Source organism: Microcoleus sp. C2D2, from assembly GCF_036702495.1.
GTDB lineage: Bacteria > Cyanobacteriota > Cyanobacteriia > Cyanobacteriales > Microcoleaceae > Microcoleus.
In genome coordinates this window covers 41,131-60,570 of sequence record NZ_JAUBTO010000016.1, presented here as the reverse complement: position 1 = coordinate 60,570, position 19,440 = coordinate 41,131, and the positions used below count along the sequence as shown (strand labels likewise).

Annotated in this window: 13 protein-coding genes and 4 pseudogenes; 11 read left to right on the top strand and 6 right to left on the bottom strand. The window is 45.1% G+C overall.

The annotated features are described in order from the left end of the window. Positions 1-148 precede the first annotated feature (148 nt). From QUB61_RS08050 to QUB61_RS08000, 11 genes and pseudogenes are all read left to right on the top strand, one after another. Positions 149-466, top strand: coding sequence for a 2Fe-2S iron-sulfur cluster-binding protein (locus QUB61_RS08050; RefSeq protein WP_333127565.1), 318 nt, complete (start codon positions 149-151; stop codon positions 464-466). Between the two features lie 57 nt (positions 467-523). After that, positions 524-715 (top strand): hypothetical protein, encoded by a 192-nt coding sequence (locus tag QUB61_RS08045; RefSeq protein ID WP_333127563.1) that lies wholly within the window; start codon positions 524-526, stop codon positions 713-715. After that, on the top strand, positions 712-2,001 hold the full coding sequence (locus tag QUB61_RS08040; RefSeq protein WP_333127561.1) for a DUF3326 domain-containing protein: 1,290 nt from the start codon (positions 712-714) through the stop codon (positions 1,999-2,001). Before QUB61_RS08045 ends, QUB61_RS08040 begins: the two co-directional genes overlap by 4 nt. Positions 2,002-2,047: 46 nt before the next feature. Further along, positions 2,048-2,641 (top strand): CPBP family intramembrane glutamic endopeptidase, encoded by a 594-nt coding sequence (locus QUB61_RS08035; RefSeq protein ID WP_333127559.1) that lies wholly within the window; start codon positions 2,048-2,050, stop codon positions 2,639-2,641. Position 2,642: 1 nt separating this feature from the next. Further along, on the top strand, positions 2,643-3,002 hold the full coding sequence (locus QUB61_RS08030) for a transposase (RefSeq protein ID WP_333127557.1): 360 nt from the start codon (positions 2,643-2,645) through the stop codon (positions 3,000-3,002). Between the two features lie 35 nt (positions 3,003-3,037). Next, positions 3,038-3,391, top strand: a pseudogene (locus tag QUB61_RS08025) (transposase); the annotation flags it as partial. A 309-nt stretch (positions 3,392-3,700) separates the two neighbouring features. After that, positions 3,701-4,994: pseudogene (locus QUB61_RS08020) on the top strand (RNA-guided endonuclease InsQ/TnpB family protein). Between the two features lie 24 nt (positions 4,995-5,018). Further along, positions 5,019-5,228 (top strand): hypothetical protein, encoded by a 210-nt coding sequence (locus QUB61_RS08015; protein WP_333127556.1) that lies wholly within the window; start codon positions 5,019-5,021, stop codon positions 5,226-5,228. Then, positions 5,225-5,539 carry a transposase gene (locus QUB61_RS08010; protein ID WP_333127555.1) on the top strand — a complete coding sequence of 105 codons (315 nt, stop codon included), beginning with the start codon at positions 5,225-5,227 and terminating at the stop codon, positions 5,537-5,539. Before QUB61_RS08015 ends, QUB61_RS08010 begins: the two co-directional genes overlap by 4 nt. A 264-nt stretch (positions 5,540-5,803) precedes the next feature. After that, a complete protein-coding gene (locus QUB61_RS08005; RefSeq protein WP_333127553.1) occupies positions 5,804-7,612 on the top strand; it encodes a carbamoyltransferase C-terminal domain-containing protein in 1,809 nt (602 codons plus the stop codon). 274 nt (positions 7,613-7,886) lie between these two features. Then, positions 7,887-8,240, top strand: coding sequence for a condensation domain-containing protein (locus tag QUB61_RS08000; protein WP_333127551.1), 354 nt, complete (start codon positions 7,887-7,889; stop codon positions 8,238-8,240). A 346-nt stretch (positions 8,241-8,586) separates the two neighbouring features. Here QUB61_RS08000 and QUB61_RS07995 read toward each other — a convergent pair whose 3' ends face one another. From QUB61_RS07995 to QUB61_RS07970, 6 genes and pseudogenes are all read right to left on the bottom strand, one after another. Beyond that, positions 8,587-9,621, bottom strand: a complete 1,035-nt coding sequence (locus tag QUB61_RS07995; protein WP_333127549.1) for a methyltransferase — start codon at positions 9,619-9,621, stop codon at positions 8,587-8,589. A gap of 114 nt (positions 9,622-9,735) precedes the next feature. Then, entirely contained in the window at positions 9,736-13,635 is a 3,900-nt protein-coding gene (locus tag QUB61_RS07990; protein WP_333127547.1) for a beta-ketoacyl synthase N-terminal-like domain-containing protein, read from the bottom strand. Next, positions 13,628-17,320 (bottom strand): annotated as a pseudogene (locus QUB61_RS07985) (amino acid adenylation domain-containing protein); the annotation flags it as partial. The pseudogene QUB61_RS07985 and the gene QUB61_RS07990, both read right to left, overlap by 8 nt. Positions 17,321-17,691: 371 nt before the next feature. After that, positions 17,692-17,805: a methyltransferase gene (locus QUB61_RS07980; RefSeq protein ID WP_333127637.1), complete on the bottom strand. Its 114-nt coding sequence runs from the start codon at positions 17,803-17,805 to the stop codon at positions 17,692-17,694. Between the two features lie 386 nt (positions 17,806-18,191). After that, positions 18,192-18,503, bottom strand: coding sequence for a methyltransferase family protein (locus QUB61_RS07975; RefSeq protein WP_333127543.1), 312 nt, complete (start codon positions 18,501-18,503; stop codon positions 18,192-18,194). 260 nt (positions 18,504-18,763) lie between these two features. Next, a pseudogene (locus QUB61_RS07970) lies at positions 18,764-19,438 on the bottom strand (AMP-binding protein). Positions 19,439-19,440: the final 2 nt, after the last annotated feature.

The window sequence follows — 19,440 nt, the reverse complement described above, 5'->3', positions numbered from 1 at the left end:
CTCGCCCCAGGCAATTAATAAAAAATTTTAGCAAGAAAAAGTGCAGTTGTAAATTTGCACAAAATCACCAACAGCGGTAAAATCCTAATTGCTTTGTTTGCAAATCTAGCGTAAATTCCAATTGGGAATTAAAACGAATAATTGAAATATGTCTAAGACTTACACTGTTGAATTGCTCCACCAAGGCTCTACCTATACCGTAGAAGTGCCGGAAGATCAACAAATTTTGCGGGTGGCCAACGCTGCGGGCATCGATCTGCCGAACTCTTGCAATGCGGGGGTTTGTACTACTTGCGCTGCTAAAATTATTGAGGGTGAAGTAGAGCAAGTTGATTGCATGGGCGTCAGTCCCGAACTTCAGGCAGAAGGTTATGTGTTGCTGTGCGTTGCTTATCCCCGATCGAACTTGAAGATAGAAACCGAAAAAGAAGACATTGTGTACGATCGCCAGTTCGGTAAATCCTAGGACTAAGCTAAAATTGACCTAAGTACCGATCGAAGTAAAACCACTATGGATCGCCCCATGACCACCCATTTCATTTCTGCAGAAGTTGACCTCCACGATACCGCCGAAGAATTGCACTCGGCGATTGAAATTGAACTGCAAAAGCACGGCGAACCCCTGCGGTGGGCAGTCACAGACGTGGATGTCGATCGGCAAAAGGCTGTGGTAGAAGGCTACGTGCTCGTGGAAGCATCCCCCGCAACAGTGTGAACCAGCGCCCTTTAACAGTGGTTTTGATAGTCCCCACAGGCGTTGGAGCCTCGATCGGGGGCTTTGCAGGAGATGCGCTGCCCGTGGCTAGGGCGATCGCCCAAATTTCAGACACCCTGATCACTCACCCCAACGTCCTCAACGGCGCTCAACTTTATTGGCCGATACCTAACGCTCTCTACGTTGAAGGTTACGCCCTTGACAAATTTGCTGCCGGATGCTGGGGCCTGCAACCGGTACATCAAAATCGCATCGGCTTAATCCTCGATGCCGGCATTGAACCAGACTTGCAGTTGCGCCACTTGCAAGCCGTTGATGCTGCTAGGGCTACATTGGGTTTGAATATAACCGATTGGGTTTTAACCGATCGCCCTCTGCAAGTAGAATTGCGTATTTCTCAATCAGGGGCATCCTGGGGGACGATCGGCAATCCAGACAGTTTATTGCGCGCTGCACAAAAATTGATAGAACTTGCAAGAGTAGAGGCGATCGCAGTTGTAGCCAGATTTCCCGACGATGAAGGCAGCCTCGCCCTCGAAAACTACCGCCGCGGCAAAGGAGTTGACCCCCTCGCCGGCGCGGAAGCTGTAATCAGCCACCTCGTCGTCAGGACGTTTAAAATCCCCTGCGCCCACGCCCCCGCGCTGTCTGCGCTTCCCCTCGATCCGCACCTGTCCCCGCGATCGGCTGCTGAGGAAATCGGCTATACTTTCTTACCTTGCGTGCTTGCCGGCCTGGGCAAAGCTCCCCAATTTGTCACTCCTACTGTGGGACAGGCATCTTGCCTGTCGCAATTTGTCACTCCTACTGTGGGACAGGCATCTTGCCTGTCACAATTTGTCACTCCTACTGTGGGACAGGCATCTTGCCTGTCACAGGTATTGGGCGGGCAAGATGCCCGCACGCAGGTATTGGGCGGGCAAGATGCCCGCACGCAGGTATTGGGCGGGCAAGATGCCCACCCCACAAGAGAGAAATTCTATGCAAACAGGCGAGATTTCCAGTCCCAGGATTTGTGGGCCGATCGAGTCGATGCGGTGGTGATACCCACCACAGCCTGCGGCGGCAGTGCTATTCTGAGTTTGAGCGGGCGATCGTCCGTACAAATCATCGCTGTCGGCGACAACAAAACCCAGATGCAGGCGACTCCAGAAAAACTCGGAATCAAAGCTTTGCAGGTAAACTCATATTTAGAGGCGATCGGAGTTTTGGTCGCTTTGCGAGCAGGCATCAGTCCAGCTTCCTTGGGTGCAGACATCTCCTCCCTGCGTTGTTTGTCTGACTAAACCCAACAAATCTCAAATCTCAAACCTCAAATCTAAAAGTGATTAAGTGGCACAAAAACTTCCAGAACATCATGAAATTGAACCCTTGACGCGCACCCAAGTTTTACTAGCAATGGGCGGGACAGCACTTATGTTGCTGGCGGTAGGTAAATTGTGGTTGCTATTTGGATCGGTATCGCTTTTGCCAGTCAAATTGATAGGAATGGACTTGCTCAAAGGATGTGCGCTGGGACTGGCAATTACAGGCGGCAGTGCGATCGTTTATCACCTCTGGCCCGGTTATCGCCGGAGTGCAGACGTTTACTTAGAAGTAGTGCTCAAACCTTTGTTTTGGCCTGATTTAATTTGGCTGGGACTGCTGCCGGGACTTAGCGAAGAATTGCTATTTCGAGGCGTGATGCTGTCTGCTTTGGGATTGAATGTTACCGGTGTAGTTTTATCGAGTTTTTGTTTCGGCATCCTGCACTTGGGAGGCATGGATCAGTGGCCTTATGCTGTTTGGGCAACCGCTGTCGGATTGCTGTTGGGTTACAGCGTTTTAGCTACTGGGAATTTGTTAGTGCCAATTACGGCTCATATCTGTACGAATTTGATTTCTAGCTGTGTTTGGAAGTGGGAACACAATGCGGGGAAGCGGTAGGATGGGTGCATCTCACTTTGGGAAATATATAAGGTTGGCTGTTACCTTAAAAAAATCAGAATGCTTAAGAATTGCCTATGAGATGAAAGAAGAGTTCCCGGAAATATACGAAACCCATATGACCGTCAAAATAGCCCAGGTCAAGTTTAAGGATTGGCTGAATCATGCACAGATATTCTTTAAAGAATCTACCTTGACAATTGTTAATCATTTGGAGGGAATTTGTAACTACTTTGTTAATCGTACAACAAGTGGAGTCATGGGAGGGATAAACAATCGAATCAAGTTGATTATGCGACAAGGATATGGCTTTTCTAACGCAAGACAATTTTCGAGAGCGCGTATTAGCTTGTTTTTCTGATTAGGTAAAAATATCACCGTAAGTTCCAGAGAACCCCCCAAGGAAGATTAAAAGCAGGAGATAACTATCAAACCAAAATTAAATTAGCCTCATTAATTATTACAGAATTAATTGAGTTGGGGTTTAAAATTGAATTCGTATTAGCAGATAGCTTATATGGAGAAAGTAGCTCATTTATCAGAATACTCGATCGATCTAAAATCCCTTGGATTGTAGCTATTAGAAGTAATTACAGTGTTCGGATGCCAAGCAGTCAGAGCGTTAGACCAAACAAATGATATAAATTTACAAAAATATTTAGCAATCAAATATCTGAAACAAGGTATTTTAGAAAAATCATTTTTGGCAAGAGAATTACTCGAACTTACTGGGAAATTACTACTTCCCCAATCATCATTTATGGCTGGAATTTCATGATTTAATCCAGGTCATGAATCAATTTCAACCTTATTTCCCTGATGGATAATCTGGCTTTTTTGTTACTTAGTTACTTCGGAGAGTGACAGAAGAGGGATAGGTAAGCGCTTGCGACGCCAACTCAGGAAACGTTCGTTCCCTTGTGTGGTGGAAACCTATCGTCGTCGCTTTGGTATTGTAAAACTTCATTGAGTTTATAAGCAATTATAAACAATAATGGTATTATATTGTTGTGAGTGTTGAATAAGGAATACGCATAGCCCAAAAAACGCAAGTCTCAAATGCAACTAACAGAGAGGCACATCATTAAATCAACGGAACACCGTTTCGCCCAAATAGACGAACTAGCTTTCAAGTCCAAAAACCTCTACAATGCCGCCAATTACGTCATTCGTCAGAGTTTTATTTATGGGTGGGGCTATGTCAATTACAACGAAATGAACCGATTGATGAAGTCTCACGAAGCATATAAGGCTTTGCCTGCTAAAGTAAGTCAGCAAATCTTAATGGTGCTAGACAAGAATTGGAAATCGTTTTTTGAAGCCGTTAAAGCTTACAAAGCTGACTCTTCAACATTCACGGGCAGCCCAAAATTGCCAAAGTACAAAGATAAGACTAAAGGGCGAAATCTTCTCGTCTACACGATTCAAGCAATTAGCAGCAAACAGTTGAAGAAAGGAATCATTAAACTTTCCGGCACTGAACTTTCAATTAAAACCCAAGTCAATCCCAACCAGATTTGTCAAGTTAGACTGGTTCCGAAATGTGATTCCTATGTAATTGAGGTGATTTATGATGCTTGTACTGAGTGTAGTCGAAGTGAACCGGAGTCCACCCTTGGCAATGCCAACTCTGTAGCTAGTATTGATTTGGGACTGGACAATTTAGTGGCGTTAACTTCAAATCAGCCGGGATTTATCCCTTTGTTGATTAACGGGCGACCATTGAAATCGATTAACCAGTTCTACAACAAACGCTCTTCACGATTACAATCCCAGTTAAAAGGGAACCGCAAAACTTCACCCCGGATGAGCGCGCTTAACTCGTTGTCGCAACCAAAAAGTTGATAATTACTTGCATCATGCTAGTCGCCTGATTGTTGCGATTTTAAATACAAAACAAATTGGGACGCTAGTAATTGGCAAGAATGCACAGTGGAAAACTGAAATTGATCTAGGGAAGCAAACCAACCAAAACTTTGTTAGTATTCCTCACTCTCGATTAATTGAAATGTTGGAGTACAAAGCTCGGTTGGTGGGAATCACAGTAATTGTGCAGGAAGAATCCTACACATCGCGGGCCAACTTCGTGGGTCTAGACCCAATCCCTGTCTACGGGAAAACAGAAAAAGAGCCAATGTTTACTGGTAAGCGTATTAAGCGAGGTTTGTACAAAACATCGACTGGTCAGTTAATTAATTCTGATATCAACGCTTCGTACAACATCCTCAGAAAAGCAATCCCAAATGCCTTCAGCGATGGGATAGGGAGCTGCGTAGTTGGGCCAATGCGGGTTAATCCGCTCAAAGTAAAAGTGAAGGGGGAGGGACTTGAAGCCTCCCATGCCTATAAATGACTATACTTTTACCAGCTATTTGAGGTGTTAGCCTCCGAGGCAGACAACGAGTACGCGATGATTGATTCCACAATTGTCCGCGCCCACCAACACAGCGCGGGTGTAAAGGGGGGGATGCAGACACGGAAGCAATTGGACGTAGCACTCGTCGGGTTGAGCACCAAAATCCATGCAGTGGTCGATGAAGAAGGGAAATCCGGTCAGCTTTCACCTCACGCCAGGACTTGCCTGTGACGCAAGACGGTGCAGATGTCCTATTGCCTGACCAGAGGGCGGACACTTTACTTGCAGACAAAGCATACGATGCCGATGCACGGGTAATCGATGTTCTCCAGGCGCAAACCAAGACCGCCGCGATCCCCTCCAAGCTTAACCGCACTACCAAGCGCGACTACGACAAAGACTTATACAAAGCCCGTCATTTAATTGAAAACTTTTTTGCCTTCCTCAAGCAATATCGTGCGATCGCCACCCGCTACGACAAGCTCAAAGTTAACTTTCTGGGTGCAATTTACCTCGCTGCTACCGTGATTTGGCTCAACTGATGACACGCCCTAGGGGAGCATGGTAGAATCCAATTTGGAAATTGAGATCTTGCAACATTCTCAACAAGACCGGAAAAACTGGGTTGCTCAACGAAGAATCAAGGTTTTCAGGCAGCAAAAATCGCAAGAAACCCGGTTTTTGGCGTTGGTGCAAGACTCTGGATGAACTTCGCACACAAACTGATATCGCTCATAGGCATCTGATTCAAGATTTAGCAGTGATCTGTTTTCAGGGAACAAGGACTTATTAGGGGCTATTTCTTTATGAATGTAATTGGCATAAGTGGACTCCACAACAGTGTATTCTTCAAAAAGAAAGTATTTCCCAATCTTTCGGCACGACAATACCGAATTGCTCAAGGTTTCGACTCAGCGGCAGCTCTTGTCACTAGGGACGGTATAAAGGCAGCAGCGGCGGAAGAAAGATTCACGAGGGAAAAAGCAACTGGTTCTTTCCCTATAAATGCCATCAAATATTGCCTTCAAGTTTCTAATCTCGCACCAGATTCTATCGACTATATTGCTCATGGCTTTTGTTACGAACCCTTCAGATCGTTTTATGAGCATAGCGATCTGGCGAAGCAACAGTTTGCAGAGGTTTATTCGCGAGAGGCTCAGGTACGCTGTCTTCAGGAACACTTTGATTCCTTTGATTGGGCTAAGAAGTTGGTGCAGGTACCACACCACATGGCACACGCTGCGAGTACGTTTTATCTCAGTGGTTTTAAGGAATCACTAATCCTCGTCACTGATGGCATGGGTGAACAACATAGCACAACCATTGCCGTGGGTAAGGAAAACCAAATCGAAATTATCAAGCAATTGCCAACGCTCCACTCTCTTGGGATACTGTACGGTGTTTTTACCTTATATTTAGGATTCTGCTTTGGTCTTGACGAGTATAAGGTGATGGGATTGGCCCCCTATGGGAATCCCCGTCGGTACTTTAGCCAGGTTATGCAATTAATTAATCTTCAAAATGATGGAACATATACAATTCCTGTACTCTTTCAAAATCAGACTGAAGAGGAGAAGGAAACATATAGTGGAACCCTACAAGTATTGACTGATATTTTTGGTCCGCCAAGAGAGCCAGATGTTGAAATAACTCAGAATTATATGGACATTGCTGCGGCCTTGCAATCTGTTCTTCAAGCGTGTCTGATGCATGTTCTGCGGCACTTCAAAAAAGAGACTGGTCAAAACTACCTTTGTATGGCCGGGGGTGTGGCTCTCAATTGCACGGCAAACGGCGTAATTAAACGCAGCCGGATGTTTAAAAATATGTTTATTCAGCCAGCTGCCGGTGATGACGGAACTGCTCTGGGTGCAGCACTGTACATTCAGTCTCTTCATCAACGCAATCTGTGTTCCACAAAGATGGCACAACCTTTGTGGGGTCCAAGTTATGAGACTGAAGAAATCCGGCATATCTTGGAGGACCGACAAGAGTGCGAAAGTACCTTTTTCCCCTCATTTGATGATTTGGCTAGGGAGATTGTTAAGCGCATAGCTGAAGGGCAGATTGTTGCATGGTTTCAAGGACGAATGGAATTCGGACCGCGTGCTTTGGGTAATCGGAGTATATTGGCAGACCCACGAGAGCCAGAAATGCGCGATCGCATCAACAAGCTTGTTAAAAAGCGTGAAGGATTCCGACCCTTTGCTCCCGCAGTTACGGTGGAGGGGGCATCGCAATTCTTTGAAATAGATAAGGGAGATGAATCGATTTACGCTTACATGCTTTTTGTAACACAGGTGCGAGCGGCTTATCGGGAACAACTGCCAGCGATTACCCATGTAGATGGGTCGGCACGGGTTCAAGCGGTGTCAAAGGAAGATAACCCTCAGTTTTGGACTTTGCTTAACGAGTTCGGCAGAGTGAGCGGCATACCTGTTTTGCTGAATACATCCTTTAACGTTCGTGGACAGCCGATAGTCTGTACGCCCAAAGAGGCGGTGGAGACCTTCCTTTTTGCAAAACTTGATGTGTTAGTGATGGGAAATTATGTTGTTGTCCGCAAGGATTATCAGCAAGGAGAGAAAGCCGAGGAGATGAATGCTTTTGTATGAGGAGACGAGTGCATTTAATACGAGTTTTAGTTGTAGTAATATTTTCTCAGCATTGTACGCGGTAAACGAGATATAGCCTTTCGAGCTCTCATATGAGGTACTCATGGGCATAGGGCATAGGCCTCCGTGGGCATAGGGCATAGGGCATAGGGCATACCTCACTTTTTTGAGAACCGCTATAGATTTGACTTAAAACTGCCGAAGAATTTCAAGTTATTTTAGAGCCGATATATTCTGCGAGTTATCAGGGTTAAACTTATAGAGTAATTATTAAATGAATGTCAATCAAAGGCGATATTTCAAATTCAATCTAGCTGAACAGGAAGCATACTGGCAGAAGCAGCTAGGTAGTGAGCTACCTGTATCGCAAGTTCCGTTAGATTATCCGCGATCACCAGTTCAGTCCTTTATTAAAAGGACTGAAGCTGTTGAGCTTGATGAGGAGCTATGCTTAGAACTCAAGCAGTTTTGTGCGCGTGAAAACGTTACTCTATTTATCACGTTACTTGCTACATTTAAAGTTATTTTGCTGCGTTACACTGGGCAGGAAGATATCATTGTTGGTGCCCTGTCTGCGGATAGTCTCCGCAAGAGAGAGGGAGTAGGTCGGGAAGAGTTTGTCAAGTAGGATAGATGGATATCGACCATAAAGCGGGCGATTGAAATCGCTAGCAACGCGATCGCACGAGGAGAAGTACGATCGTTTTTTCGCTTGGCTGCAACATAATGGTGACGTATTTGCCTGACACATAGCAGGTTTAGGCTTTGTGTGGACTTGAAATTTGTTCAAGTCCCCATAATAGCAATTATGAAAAATATTGCTACAGTCCTGATGTTGGGTTGCACTTCGTCCCACCCAACCTACTTTTGTGATTGTTGCAGAACTTTTCATAATTGCTATAAGAGGATCGAGATTAATTGAGAAATATGAATCCTACACCAGAAGAATTCCGGTGTTTTTAGACCTGGTAATGTCAAGCAGGTTTCGCCTCGATCGCACTTACTGGCCCCGTGGTTTTGAACGTATTAGTCACCTTGAATCCCGCCGATGAAAGTAAATTATAAAATTCATCCTCTGTACGCATAAATTTACCGAACAGAAGGAACGCATTTAGACTGGTGAGACCAATAAACGGGGACATTTTGCCTTTAGGTAACATAAAATCAACAACCACCAGCCTGTCTTTAACAGTCATAGCTTGGTAGCAGTTAGTAAGAATTTTAATAGCATCAGTATCATCCCAATTGACGAGGACGCGAGAAATTAAGTAAAGATCCCCACCAGGGAGAACCGCATCAAAAAAGTTTCCTCCAACAATTTGACACCTATCTGCAACTCCAGCCCCTTCCAAAACCTGCTGCGCACCAACAACCACATCTTCGCGATCGAACAAAATAGCTTGCATCTTGGGATTCGCATTCAAAATAACAGCCGTTAGAGTTCCAATGCTCCCTCCCACATCGACAAGTGTCTTAACTTCTGAAAAATCATAAGCTTCAAGAACCGGAAGCAGCCACTCTCTTGTCGTCTCCTTCATCCACTCATTAAAATTTAGACTCGCCTCCGAATCTTGCTTCAAATAACTATAAATATCCCTATTAAAAGTATAATTAAATGCAGTTTTTCCCGTTTTTATACCGTATAGTAAATTGCCCCACGCCTGATACATCTCATCACCCATCGCCATAACTGTACCCCGTAAAGAATCAGAAGTACCAGTCAACAAATGTTTACCCATAGGATTTAATTGAAATTTGTCATTATCTTCTGTAGAAAACACACCAACGCTGATCAGCGATCGCATCAAGTGATAAATACTCCTAGAATTTACACCAGTAGCTTTTGCAAGTTCCTCAGCAGTCTTAGAGCCGTTACTGAGAATATCTGCAATTCCCAGTTGAGCTGCCACAAAAAGTGCCTGAGATTTTTGATATCCATACATCATTTCTAGTAGCACTGAGGATGAGCTTTCACCTTCGGATTGGATATTATCTGCGTATAAAGTCATGGGAATTCCTTTGAAAGTTATCTATTTAAGAATTAAAGAGGCAGTATCCAGAAATATAGAGATTACTGTCGTCTCCACATTTAGCAACACTGACTCAACAAACAAACTGTTAGGTCAAAAGTGCGCTTGGGCGCCACAAAGTACCTCTCTCGTCTCAATTAGCTGCCTTGCCTCATCAAGGTATACTCTAAGTTGTTCAGCCATAACCTGAACATGAGGAGGATAATTCATAGTGATATGATTCCCCGGCACTTCTCCTACCTCTACACCGACTGCTGCAACCTGCATCCAGGGCAATTCTGGATTTTTAGGATTAACTTCAGTTTGTTCGTTAGCACGGAAAAAGATGATTCGACCCGGATAATTTTGGGGTATATAATGTCGCATCGCTTGGACGTGTACTTTAAACAGATGAAGAAACTCGCGAATCTGAGGTAATCCAAAATCTGGAGGAACTACCCTATTAGCAATCTTTACTTGCTCCAAAAAGTAGAGAAGTTGCTCCTCTGGTTCAAGTTTTTGAAGAACCTCCATAGAAAGAGACATATTGAAACCAACGCCTAGTAAATATACCAAAATAGCTGTATCATCTTCCATCGCTAAAACGGGCATTTGACCAGGCCCAGGAGTATCTATTAAAGTTAGCAGTGCTATCTTTTCACCTTGGGCGTTTAGTTGCTGCGCCATCTCAAAAGCAACAGTTCCTCCAAAGGAAGAACCACCCAAAAAATATGGGCCTTCAGGTTGTTGACCGCGCACTGCTTCAATATAGCGAGCAGCCATCTCCTCAACTTTAGTAAAAGACTCTGTTTCCAGAAATGAAGCGTCCGCTTGTATTCCAAAAACAGGCTGATCGGAACCTAGATAACGCGCTAAATCCCGATAAATATAAACGTGGCCTCCTACCGGATGGACTAAGAACAAAGGTTGTTTAAAACTACCGCGCTGAATTTCTACTAACAAAGATTCAGAAGCTGGCTGTAGTGGCTGGTTAGAATTATCCGATAAGTCGGCATTGTCTTTAATGAATGCAGCCAAAGCAGCAATACTCGATGATTGCAATAGGCTATGAGGAGACAAGGATTTTTGCAGTGTTTCGTTTAATTTAGGTATTAGTTGAACTGCTAATAATGAGTCTCCGCCTAAATCAAAAAAGTCATCATGAATTCCTACTTTCTCGATCCCGAAAAATTCTTGCCAGATACTAGCAATAGTTTGCTCAATTTCATCTCTAGGAGCAATATAAGTATTGTGTAAATTCGGTCGAGAGTGATGTGGTGTTGAATCTACTGGTTGGGAATTTTCATCTGGTAAAGATGCAATTTTAATCAGTTGCTCGATTCCTGGTGCTTCAATCCAGTAACGTTGGCGCTCAAACGGATATGTTGGCAATGGGAGACGATAACGCTGCTCCGAAGCATAAAATTTAGACCAATCTATTTGTACTCCTGCTAACCAGAGTTTACCCAATGTAGTAAGTAAGAAACCTACATCTGAATTTTGGTCTTGTGGATGGCGCAATGAAGAAAGTACAATCTGCTGGGCCCCCTTATGAGGATGCTGTTTTGCTAGCGTGTTTAACGTGCGTCCGGGCCCCACTTCTAGCAATATTTGATTTGGGTCTTTTAATAGCTTTTGTAAGCCTTCTGCAAAGCGTACTGTTTGCCGCAAATGTTGAGCATAATAACTCGGGTTTGTCGCCTCCCTTGCTGTAATCCAATTACCAGTAACGTTAGACAAATATGGAATTTTAGGCGCTTTCAGCTTAACTTTTTTCACCTGTTCGGTGAAGGGTTCTAAAATTGGCTCCATCATCTGTGAATGGAAGGCATGAGAAGTGTGCAATCCGCGACAATCTACACCTTTTTCGAGTAGTTTTTGTGCCAATTCATCTACGGCATCAGTAGCACCTGAAACCACGCTCATAGATGCTCCGTTAATCACAGCTAAATCGAGTTTATTGCCCAAAAATTCTTGCACTTGCTGTTCTGGAAGTGGAACTGCAAGCATGGAACCACTAGGCAGTTGTTGCATTAATTTACCTCGTGCAGCTACTAAGGATAAGCCATCTTCTAAGGAGAAAACTCCCGCCAAACAAGCTGCTACATATTCACCAATGCTATGACCAATCATCGCTTTGGGATGCACTCCCCAAGACATCCACAATTTAGCTAAAGCGTACTCGATCGCAAACAGTGCTGGCTGTGTAATCGCAGTCTGTTTTAATTGGTTTGTAGCTGCTTCTGCTTGTGCTTCATTTGGATAAAGTACCTGGCGCAGATCAATTCCCAAGTGAGGTTTAAGAATTTCCGAACAGATATCGATATGTTCGCGAAATGTTGTTTCAATTTGGTAGAGTTCCAAGCTCATATTAATGTACTGCGAACCCTGTCCTGAAAACATAAATACGACAGGTCGATTTTTGGACTCTTGTAAGTTGGTAAAAACTCGTTTGGCATCGAGATTGTCGAGAGCGATCGCGCCCTCTTCAATGTCATTACAAACTACTATCCGTCGATGGCTGAAAGCTCTTCTACCAACTTGAAGCGTATAAGCAACATCAGCAAGATTTTCATCTGGATGCTGCTTTAAATAGTTGCTCAAATTTACCGTTGCACAATCAAGTGCAGAGCTAGTTTTTGCAGATAAAACCAACAGTTGTGATGGTCGCGATTCTCCAGATTTTTCTACACTAGGTGCTTCTTCTAGTACCACATGAGCATTAGTTCCACCGATGCCAAAGGAACTAACTCCAGCACGGCGCGGCGTTTTACCTGCTTTCCATTCGGAAAGTTTAGTATTAACGTAAAAGGGACTGTGGGCAAAATCAATCTTGGGATTAGCTTGTTCAAAATGCAAGCTAGGTGGTATTAATTGGTGTTTGAGAGCTTGGACAGTTTTGATTAACCCAGTGACACCAGCCGCACTATCCAAATGTCCGATATTGGTTTTTGCCGAACCGATCGCACAAAAGCCTTTTTTCTTAGTTCCAAGTGAGAAAGCTTGCGTCAGCGCAGCGATTTCGATCGGATCGCCCAGAGGTGTTCCGGTTCCGTGAGCTTCTATATAGGTGACGGTTTCAGGGGGAATTTCTGCGATCGCCAGAGCATCTGCGATCGCCTGCGCCTGACCATCTATACTGGGAGCTGTGTAGCCAATTTTGAAACCACCATCATTATTGAGCGCAGAACCTTTAATCACCGCATGAATATAATCTCCGTCTGCGCGAGCCTCCTCTAATCTTTTCAAAACCACAATTCCTACACCGCTACCGCTAACAGTTCCCTGTGCCTTAGCATCAAAGGCTCTACAGTGTCCGTCGGGTGAAAAAATCATTCCCTCTTTATAAAAATATCCTGTCTTTTGGTTAACGCCTATAGAAACGCCACCAGCCAAAGCCATATCGCATTGGTAAGTCAGCAAGCTTTGGCAAGCCATGCTAATAGCAACCAATGAAGTAGAACAGGCTGTTTGCACAGTCATACTCTGTCCTTTCAAGTTTAATTTATACGAAACGCGAGTAGCTAGGAAATCTTTCTCATTGGCGATCGCAAGTTGGAAATCTCCAACTGATTCTCTAAGCTGATGATTGGGATAAAGGTTATTCAAGAAATAAGTATTGAAAGTCCCAGCGCCTGCGTAAACCCCTATCGAACCTTCGTAAGTTTCTGAGTTGTACCCAGCATTTTCTAGAGCCTCCCAAGCTGACTCCAAGAAAAAGCGGTGTTGTGGATCTGTGATTTCAGCTTCTCTAGGATTAAACCCAAAGAATGAAGCATCAAATAACTCAATATCTTCTAGTACCCCTCTTGCTTTTACATAGCGGGGGTCACGCACCACTGATGGGTCAATGCCTAAAGATTCTAGTTCTTCTTCAGAGAAGAAACAAATAGATTCCACACCATCGCGTAGGTTTTGCCAGAACTCATCAACATTTTTAGCACCAGGAAAGCGACCTGCCATGCCGATAATAGCGATACCTTCTATAGACTCGGAAGTTTCAGAGTTATCCATTTTTATTCTTTCCTTGCAAGCGCTGTTTTTGCTTTTGGCGATTGATTGCGTCTTTTTGTTTCTTAACGCGCTCTTGACTTTGCCCAAAAGAGGATTTTTCCTCTGGATCCTCACTTAAGTATTTTGCCAAAGAGCTGATGGTTGGATACTTAAACATTTCCATCATTGAAACCTCTATGTCCACCACTTCGCGCAGTTTATTCTGAGCCTGAATCATCAGTAATGAATGACCGCCTAGAGCGAAGAAATTCTCCTCTACACCTACTTTTTCTAAGTGTAATACCTGTTGCCAAACGGTAGCAATAATTTGCTCTAGCTCAGTTTGGGGTGCAACATAAGTTGTTTGCAACTGCGGGTTAAGAGCGTCTGGAACTGGTAGCGCCAGAGGGTCTACCGTGCCATTGGCTGTTAGGGGAAAATGATTCAAAAACACAAAGCTGGAGGGCACCATATAGTTGGGCAGCTTCTGCTTGAGAACATTACGTAAACTCCCGACGGCTGTGCGTTGCAAAAATTTCCAGAAACCCTGAGTTTCCAGAAGATACGCTATGCTCTGTTGAAAAATATCTTGTTCGCTCGCACCCAGAGCAAACTCAATCCCTGCTTGCTTTCCCCGGCACCAAGTGACTCTTCCCGCCAACCACCGCTCTTCACCGGAACCAGGGAGATGCAGGCGCAGGCGGACGGTTTGACCGGGCCCACAAGTATCTGGTATGCCCACTAAGCCGACGCCAGCTAATGACATATCTTCTGTGCGCAGTTTCACCGCCGGGTTCCCGTCAAATTCTGCCAGACAATCACTTTTGAAGGGAGTACGTTCTGGTATGAGGTTGGAAACGATATAAGCTACTAGGCACTGATTACCGGAGGCATCTTCCCGCTTCATAACTACGCACTCCCGCACATCCGGGTGTTGGCTCAATATCGCCTGGCTCTCGCCGAGTTCGATGTCCCATAAATTATCATCTACACCAACTTTTTCTGGGTGCAATACTTGTTGCCAAGCTGTAGCGATCGCTTCTTCGATCTCTGTCTGGGGTGCGACAGAATCAAACTGTGCGTTAAAACTATCTGGCTCTGGCAGCGCCTTGCGGTCTATTTTGCCGTTGGGTGTCAGTGGCAAGGCATTCAAAAACACAAAGCTGGAGGGCATCATATAGTTGGGCAGTTTCTGCTTGAGAAGATTGCGTAAACTCCCGACGGCTGTGCGTTGCAAAACTTTCCAGAAGCCATGCGTTTCCAGAAGATACTCTATGCTGTGTTGAAAAAGATCTTGTTCGACCGCACCCAGAGCCAGCTCAATCCCAGCTTGGTTTCCCCGACACCAAGCGACAGTTCCCGCTAACCATAGGTCCCGATCGAATCCGGGCATATGCAGGCGCAGGCGGACGGTTTGACCGGATCCACAAGTATCTGGTACGCCCAGGAGGCCGACGCCACCTAATGAGATGTCTTCTGTGCGAAGTTTCACCGCCGGGTTCCCGTCAAATTCTGCCAGACACTCACTTTTGAAGGGAGTACGTTCTGGTGTGAGGTTGGAAACAATATAAGCTACTAGGCGCTGATTGCCCGACGCATCCTCCCGCTTCACAACCACAGACTCTCGCACATCAGGGTGTTGGCTCAAAACTACCTCAATCTCCCCTAGTTCGATGCGGAAACCGCGTACTTTGACCTGATGGTCAATACGTCCCAGGTACTCAATGTTGCCGTCCCTCTGGTAGCGAGCCAAATCCCCAGTCTTGTAAAGACGTGCGCTTGGCTCCTGGCTCAAGGGGTTGACAATAAACTTTTGCGCCGTCAGCTCAGGACGGTTGAGGTAGCCTCGCGCCAGTCCCGCGCCGCCGATATAAAGTTCGCCCAAAACGCCTACAGGAACGGGGTGCAAATTGGCGTCTAAAATATAAAGCTGGGTGTTGGGAAGGGGGCGACCAATTGGAATGTAAGGGCGCTCGGATTCAATTAATTTTATGGGATGAATGGCTGTCCAGACAGTCGCTTCAGTCGGGCCGTAAAAGTTCCAAAGGGGTATGTTCCACTCAAGTAATTGAGCAGCGAGTTCTGTAGGAAAAGCTTCCCCGCCGCAAACAATTAAGCGGAGGCTCGATTGTTGAAAGTTAGTGGCAGCTTTTTTAGCGTCAATCAGTTGGCGGATTGCTGAAGGAGTTTGATTGAGAATGGTGACTCGCTCGGAACACAGCAGTTGGTAAAATGCGGCTGGCGATTGCGTCACTTCCAGGGGAACGACGATTAGTTTGCAACCGTGAAGAAGTGCTCCCCAAATTTCCCAGACGGAAAAGTCGAAAGCGTAAGAGTGAAAAACCGTCCAAACGTCGCGATCGCTAAAATTAAATAGAGGGCGAGTGGCTGCAAAAAGATGAACGACGCTGCGGTGGTTGACTTGAACGCCCTTGGGTTTTCCGGTGGAGCCTGATGTATAGATTATATAAGCGAGATTGTCAGGGGTTGCGTCACTTGATGGATTTTCTTCGCTTTCGGGCGCGATATTCTGCCAGTCGGAATCTAGGAAAATTTTATGCAATGCGCGGTCAATTTTCTCACCTAAATGCGACTGCGCGATCAGTATTTCAACCCCAGCGTCTTCTAGCATGAAGTTCAAGCGCTCGTTGGAATGCGCCGGATCGAGCGGAACGTAAGCGCCGCCAGCCTTGAGAATGGCGAGCAATCCCACTACCATTTCTAGCGATCGCTCTACACAGATCCCCACCAGTACCTCTGCACCCACACCCAAATTGCGAAGATGGTGCGCTAACTGATTAGCTCGTTGATTCAGCTCTTTATAGGTAAGTTGTTGCTCTTCAAAAACTAATGCGATCGCGTCGGGCGTGAGCTCTACCTGCTGTTCAAACAACTGGTGTATACAAGCATCTTTGGGGTAATCGGTTTCGGTATTATTCCACCCCGCTAACTGCTGCCGTTCAAACTCGGTTAAAAGAGGCAACTGGGCAATTTTCTGTTCTGGGTTAGCGACAATGCCTTCTAGTAAAGTCTGAAAATGCCCTACCATCCGCTCGATCGTGTCAGCATTAAACAAATCTGTGCTGTACTCAAAACGACCGACTAAGCCCTCCGGTCTCTCCTGTAATTCCAGGGCCAAATCAAACTTTGCCGTTTCGATATCTCTATCTAACTGGCTCCAATTCATCATCGAATCAACGCCTGACATTGGCGGTTGCAGAACAAAAGCAACCTGAAACAGGGGGTTTTGACCCAAATTTCGCTCTGGTTGCAGTTCTTCTACCAACTTCTCAAAAGGAAAATCTTGGTAAGCAAATGCTCCCAAAGTCACTTCCCGCACTCTTTCGAGTAACTGCCGGAAAGTAGGGTTGTCCTTGAGATCGGTACGCAGCACCACAGTGTTGACCAAGCACCCGATTAACTGCTGAATCTCTGGCTGGTTGCGTCCTGCGGTGACAGTGCCTACAACAATGTCGGTCTGCCCCGTGTAGCGATAGAGTAAGGTTTTGAACGCTGCCAGCAGTGCCATGTAGAGGGTAACACCTTCTTGATGGCTTAATTTGGCGAGATCCTCGCTCAGGGTTTGAGGTAGCGCTAGACATTGCCTTGCAGCCCGAAAGGTTTGCATTGGCGATCGCGATCGGTCTGTCGGCAGTTGCAGTGTTGGCAGATTTGCTAGTTGCTGCTTCCAATAGGCGATCTGGTTGGCTTCTTCACGTAGTAGTTCTTCGATCGGATCTGTAGTTGACACTTCCTTGCACCCTAATTTGATTGATTGCGTGTTTTGCAAAACTATCCTCTGTGATGCTGGCTCTTATAAGAATTCACCCCCACCACGTTCTTGTTTTTAAGCTAAGCAACTTTCGCCTCGAGCGCACTTACTGGGCTTTTGGTTTCTCTAATATTAGTAACTTTGAATCCAGATGATGAAACTAAATTAGAAAATTCATCCTCTGTTAAAAGTACCGCATATAACGAGCAAATTTAGCCTGTTCACACCAATAAGTGGACAACTTTACCCTGTTGGAAAAAAATAAAATCAACAACCATCAACCTGTCTTTAGGTGTCCTAGCTTGCTAGCATTTTTTAAGAATTTTAATCGCATCAGTATCGTCCCAATTCAGGAGAACGCGAGAGAGTAAGTAAAGAGCGCCACCACGGGGAACAGAATCAAAAAAGTTTCCTCCCACGATTTGACACCTATCTTTAACTCCCGCCACTTCCAAAACCTGATTGGCACCGACAACAAAGTCTTACCGAGCGAACAAAATGGCTGGCATCTTGAGATTCTTATTAAAAATAAAAGCTGTTAAGGAACCAATGTTCCATCCCACCTCCACAAGTGTTATAACTTATGAAAAATCGTCAGCTTCAAAAAGCGGAAGAATCGACTCCCTTGTCATCTTCTTCATTCACTCATTGAAATTTCTGGCCGCCTCAGAATTATGCTTAAAGTAGCTTAGCTATATACACTCATCTTGAAACTATTGTCACATGAGGATTCTCCTGTCTTTACACCGTCGAGTAAATTACCCCAGGCCTCATACCCTTCATCAGCATTTCCCAGAATTATACCTCATAAAGAATCAGAAGTACCAGTTACCAGGTATTTCCCTAGCAGATTTAACTGAAACTTGTCATTCTTTTGAACCGAAAAAACACCCATGCTTACCAGCAGGCACATCAGGTGATAAATACTACGAGAATTTACACTCGTAGCTTTGGCAAGTTCATCGGCAGTTTTAGGGCCGTTACTCAGAATATCGGCACTTCCCAGTTTAGCCGCCACAAAAAGAACCTGGGTTCTTTTATACCCAGAGATTATTTCTAGTAGCGCTGACGATGAGCTTTCACCTTCCGGTTGGGCATTATCTGTATATAAAGCCATGTGGTTTTCTGGGAAGTGCGATTCGTTTAATCTAGCAGAGTTTTATTTTTGATACCCCTCACCCCTCACCCCTCGGCCCTCTCACCCCTCACCCCTCACCCCTCTCACCCCTCAAGGTAATTATTCAGAATAATTACCTCACCCCTCAAGGGGATGAATTATTTAGAATAATCACAGAGTTGTCAAGATGTACTACAAACTTTTTTACAACTCAGAATTTTGTAGTTTAATCTACATTAGATTCAGTTTTGACTAATGAACTAAAATGCGTAATTCCGGTGGGTTTTAAGAGGGGTTAAGGGTTCAAAAGCGTAAGTTCCGAAAGAGCAAGGGTCAGCGATCCGGATCGGGGCGAGCTCACCTGCTGCTACTTCAAAGCGTTGGTTAATATCTTGGAGCGTGTTAACTGCACCGCTATGGGCGATCGCTACTCCCTTGGGTTGACCAGTAGAGCCGGATGTGTAAATCACATAAGCTAAATTATCCGGTGTCACCCCACTGTCTGGGTTTTCCTCGCTAAAGCAAGCTACTGTTTCTGAATTCCCATCTAAACAAATGACGTGCCCTCTATGTTCCGGAAGAGACTCGACTAAATGCTATTGTGTAAGCAACACAGGCGTTTAAGAATGTTCCAACATGAACGCCAGTCTGTTTTGTGTATAATGCCGATCTAGTGGCCCGTAAGCTCCGCCAGCTTTAAGAATACCCAATAGACCTACTACCATCTCTAAACAGCGCTCCACACAGGCTGCGACCAATACCTCTGGTTTGACACCGAGAGTCTTCAGATAATGCGCCAACTGGTTAGCTTGAGAGTTTAACTCCTGATAAGTTAGCTGCTTCCCTTCAAAAATTACTGCAATAGCCTCAGGCGTGAGCTTTACTTGGAACTCAAATAGCTGGTGGATGCACGTATCCTGAAAATTACCTAGCATTT

What these genes read in the sequence shown, in the direction of transcription:
- QUB61_RS08000 (WP_333127551.1), top strand. Translation starts at nt 7,887, where the DNA reads ATGAATGTCAATCAAAGGCGATATTTCAAATTCAATCTAGCTGAACAG.
- QUB61_RS08030 (WP_333127557.1), top strand. Translation starts at nt 2,643, where the DNA reads ATGGGTGCATCTCACTTTGGGAAATATATAAGGTTGGCTGTTACCTTA.
- QUB61_RS08050 (WP_333127565.1), top strand. Translation starts at nt 149, where the DNA reads ATGTCTAAGACTTACACTGTTGAATTGCTCCACCAAGGCTCTACCTAT.
- QUB61_RS07990 (WP_333127547.1), bottom strand. Translation starts at nt 13,635, where the DNA reads ATGGATAACTCTGAAACTTCCGAGTCTATAGAAGGTATCGCTATTATC.
- QUB61_RS08005 (WP_333127553.1), top strand. Translation starts at nt 5,804, where the DNA reads ATGAATGTAATTGGCATAAGTGGACTCCACAACAGTGTATTCTTCAAA.
- QUB61_RS07995 (WP_333127549.1), bottom strand. Translation starts at nt 9,621, where the DNA reads ATGACTTTATACGCAGATAATATCCAATCCGAAGGTGAAAGCTCATCC.
- QUB61_RS08045 (WP_333127563.1), top strand. Translation starts at nt 524, where the DNA reads ATGACCACCCATTTCATTTCTGCAGAAGTTGACCTCCACGATACCGCC.
- QUB61_RS07975 (WP_333127543.1), bottom strand. Translation starts at nt 18,503, where the DNA reads ATGGCTTTATATACAGATAATGCCCAACCGGAAGGTGAAAGCTCATCG.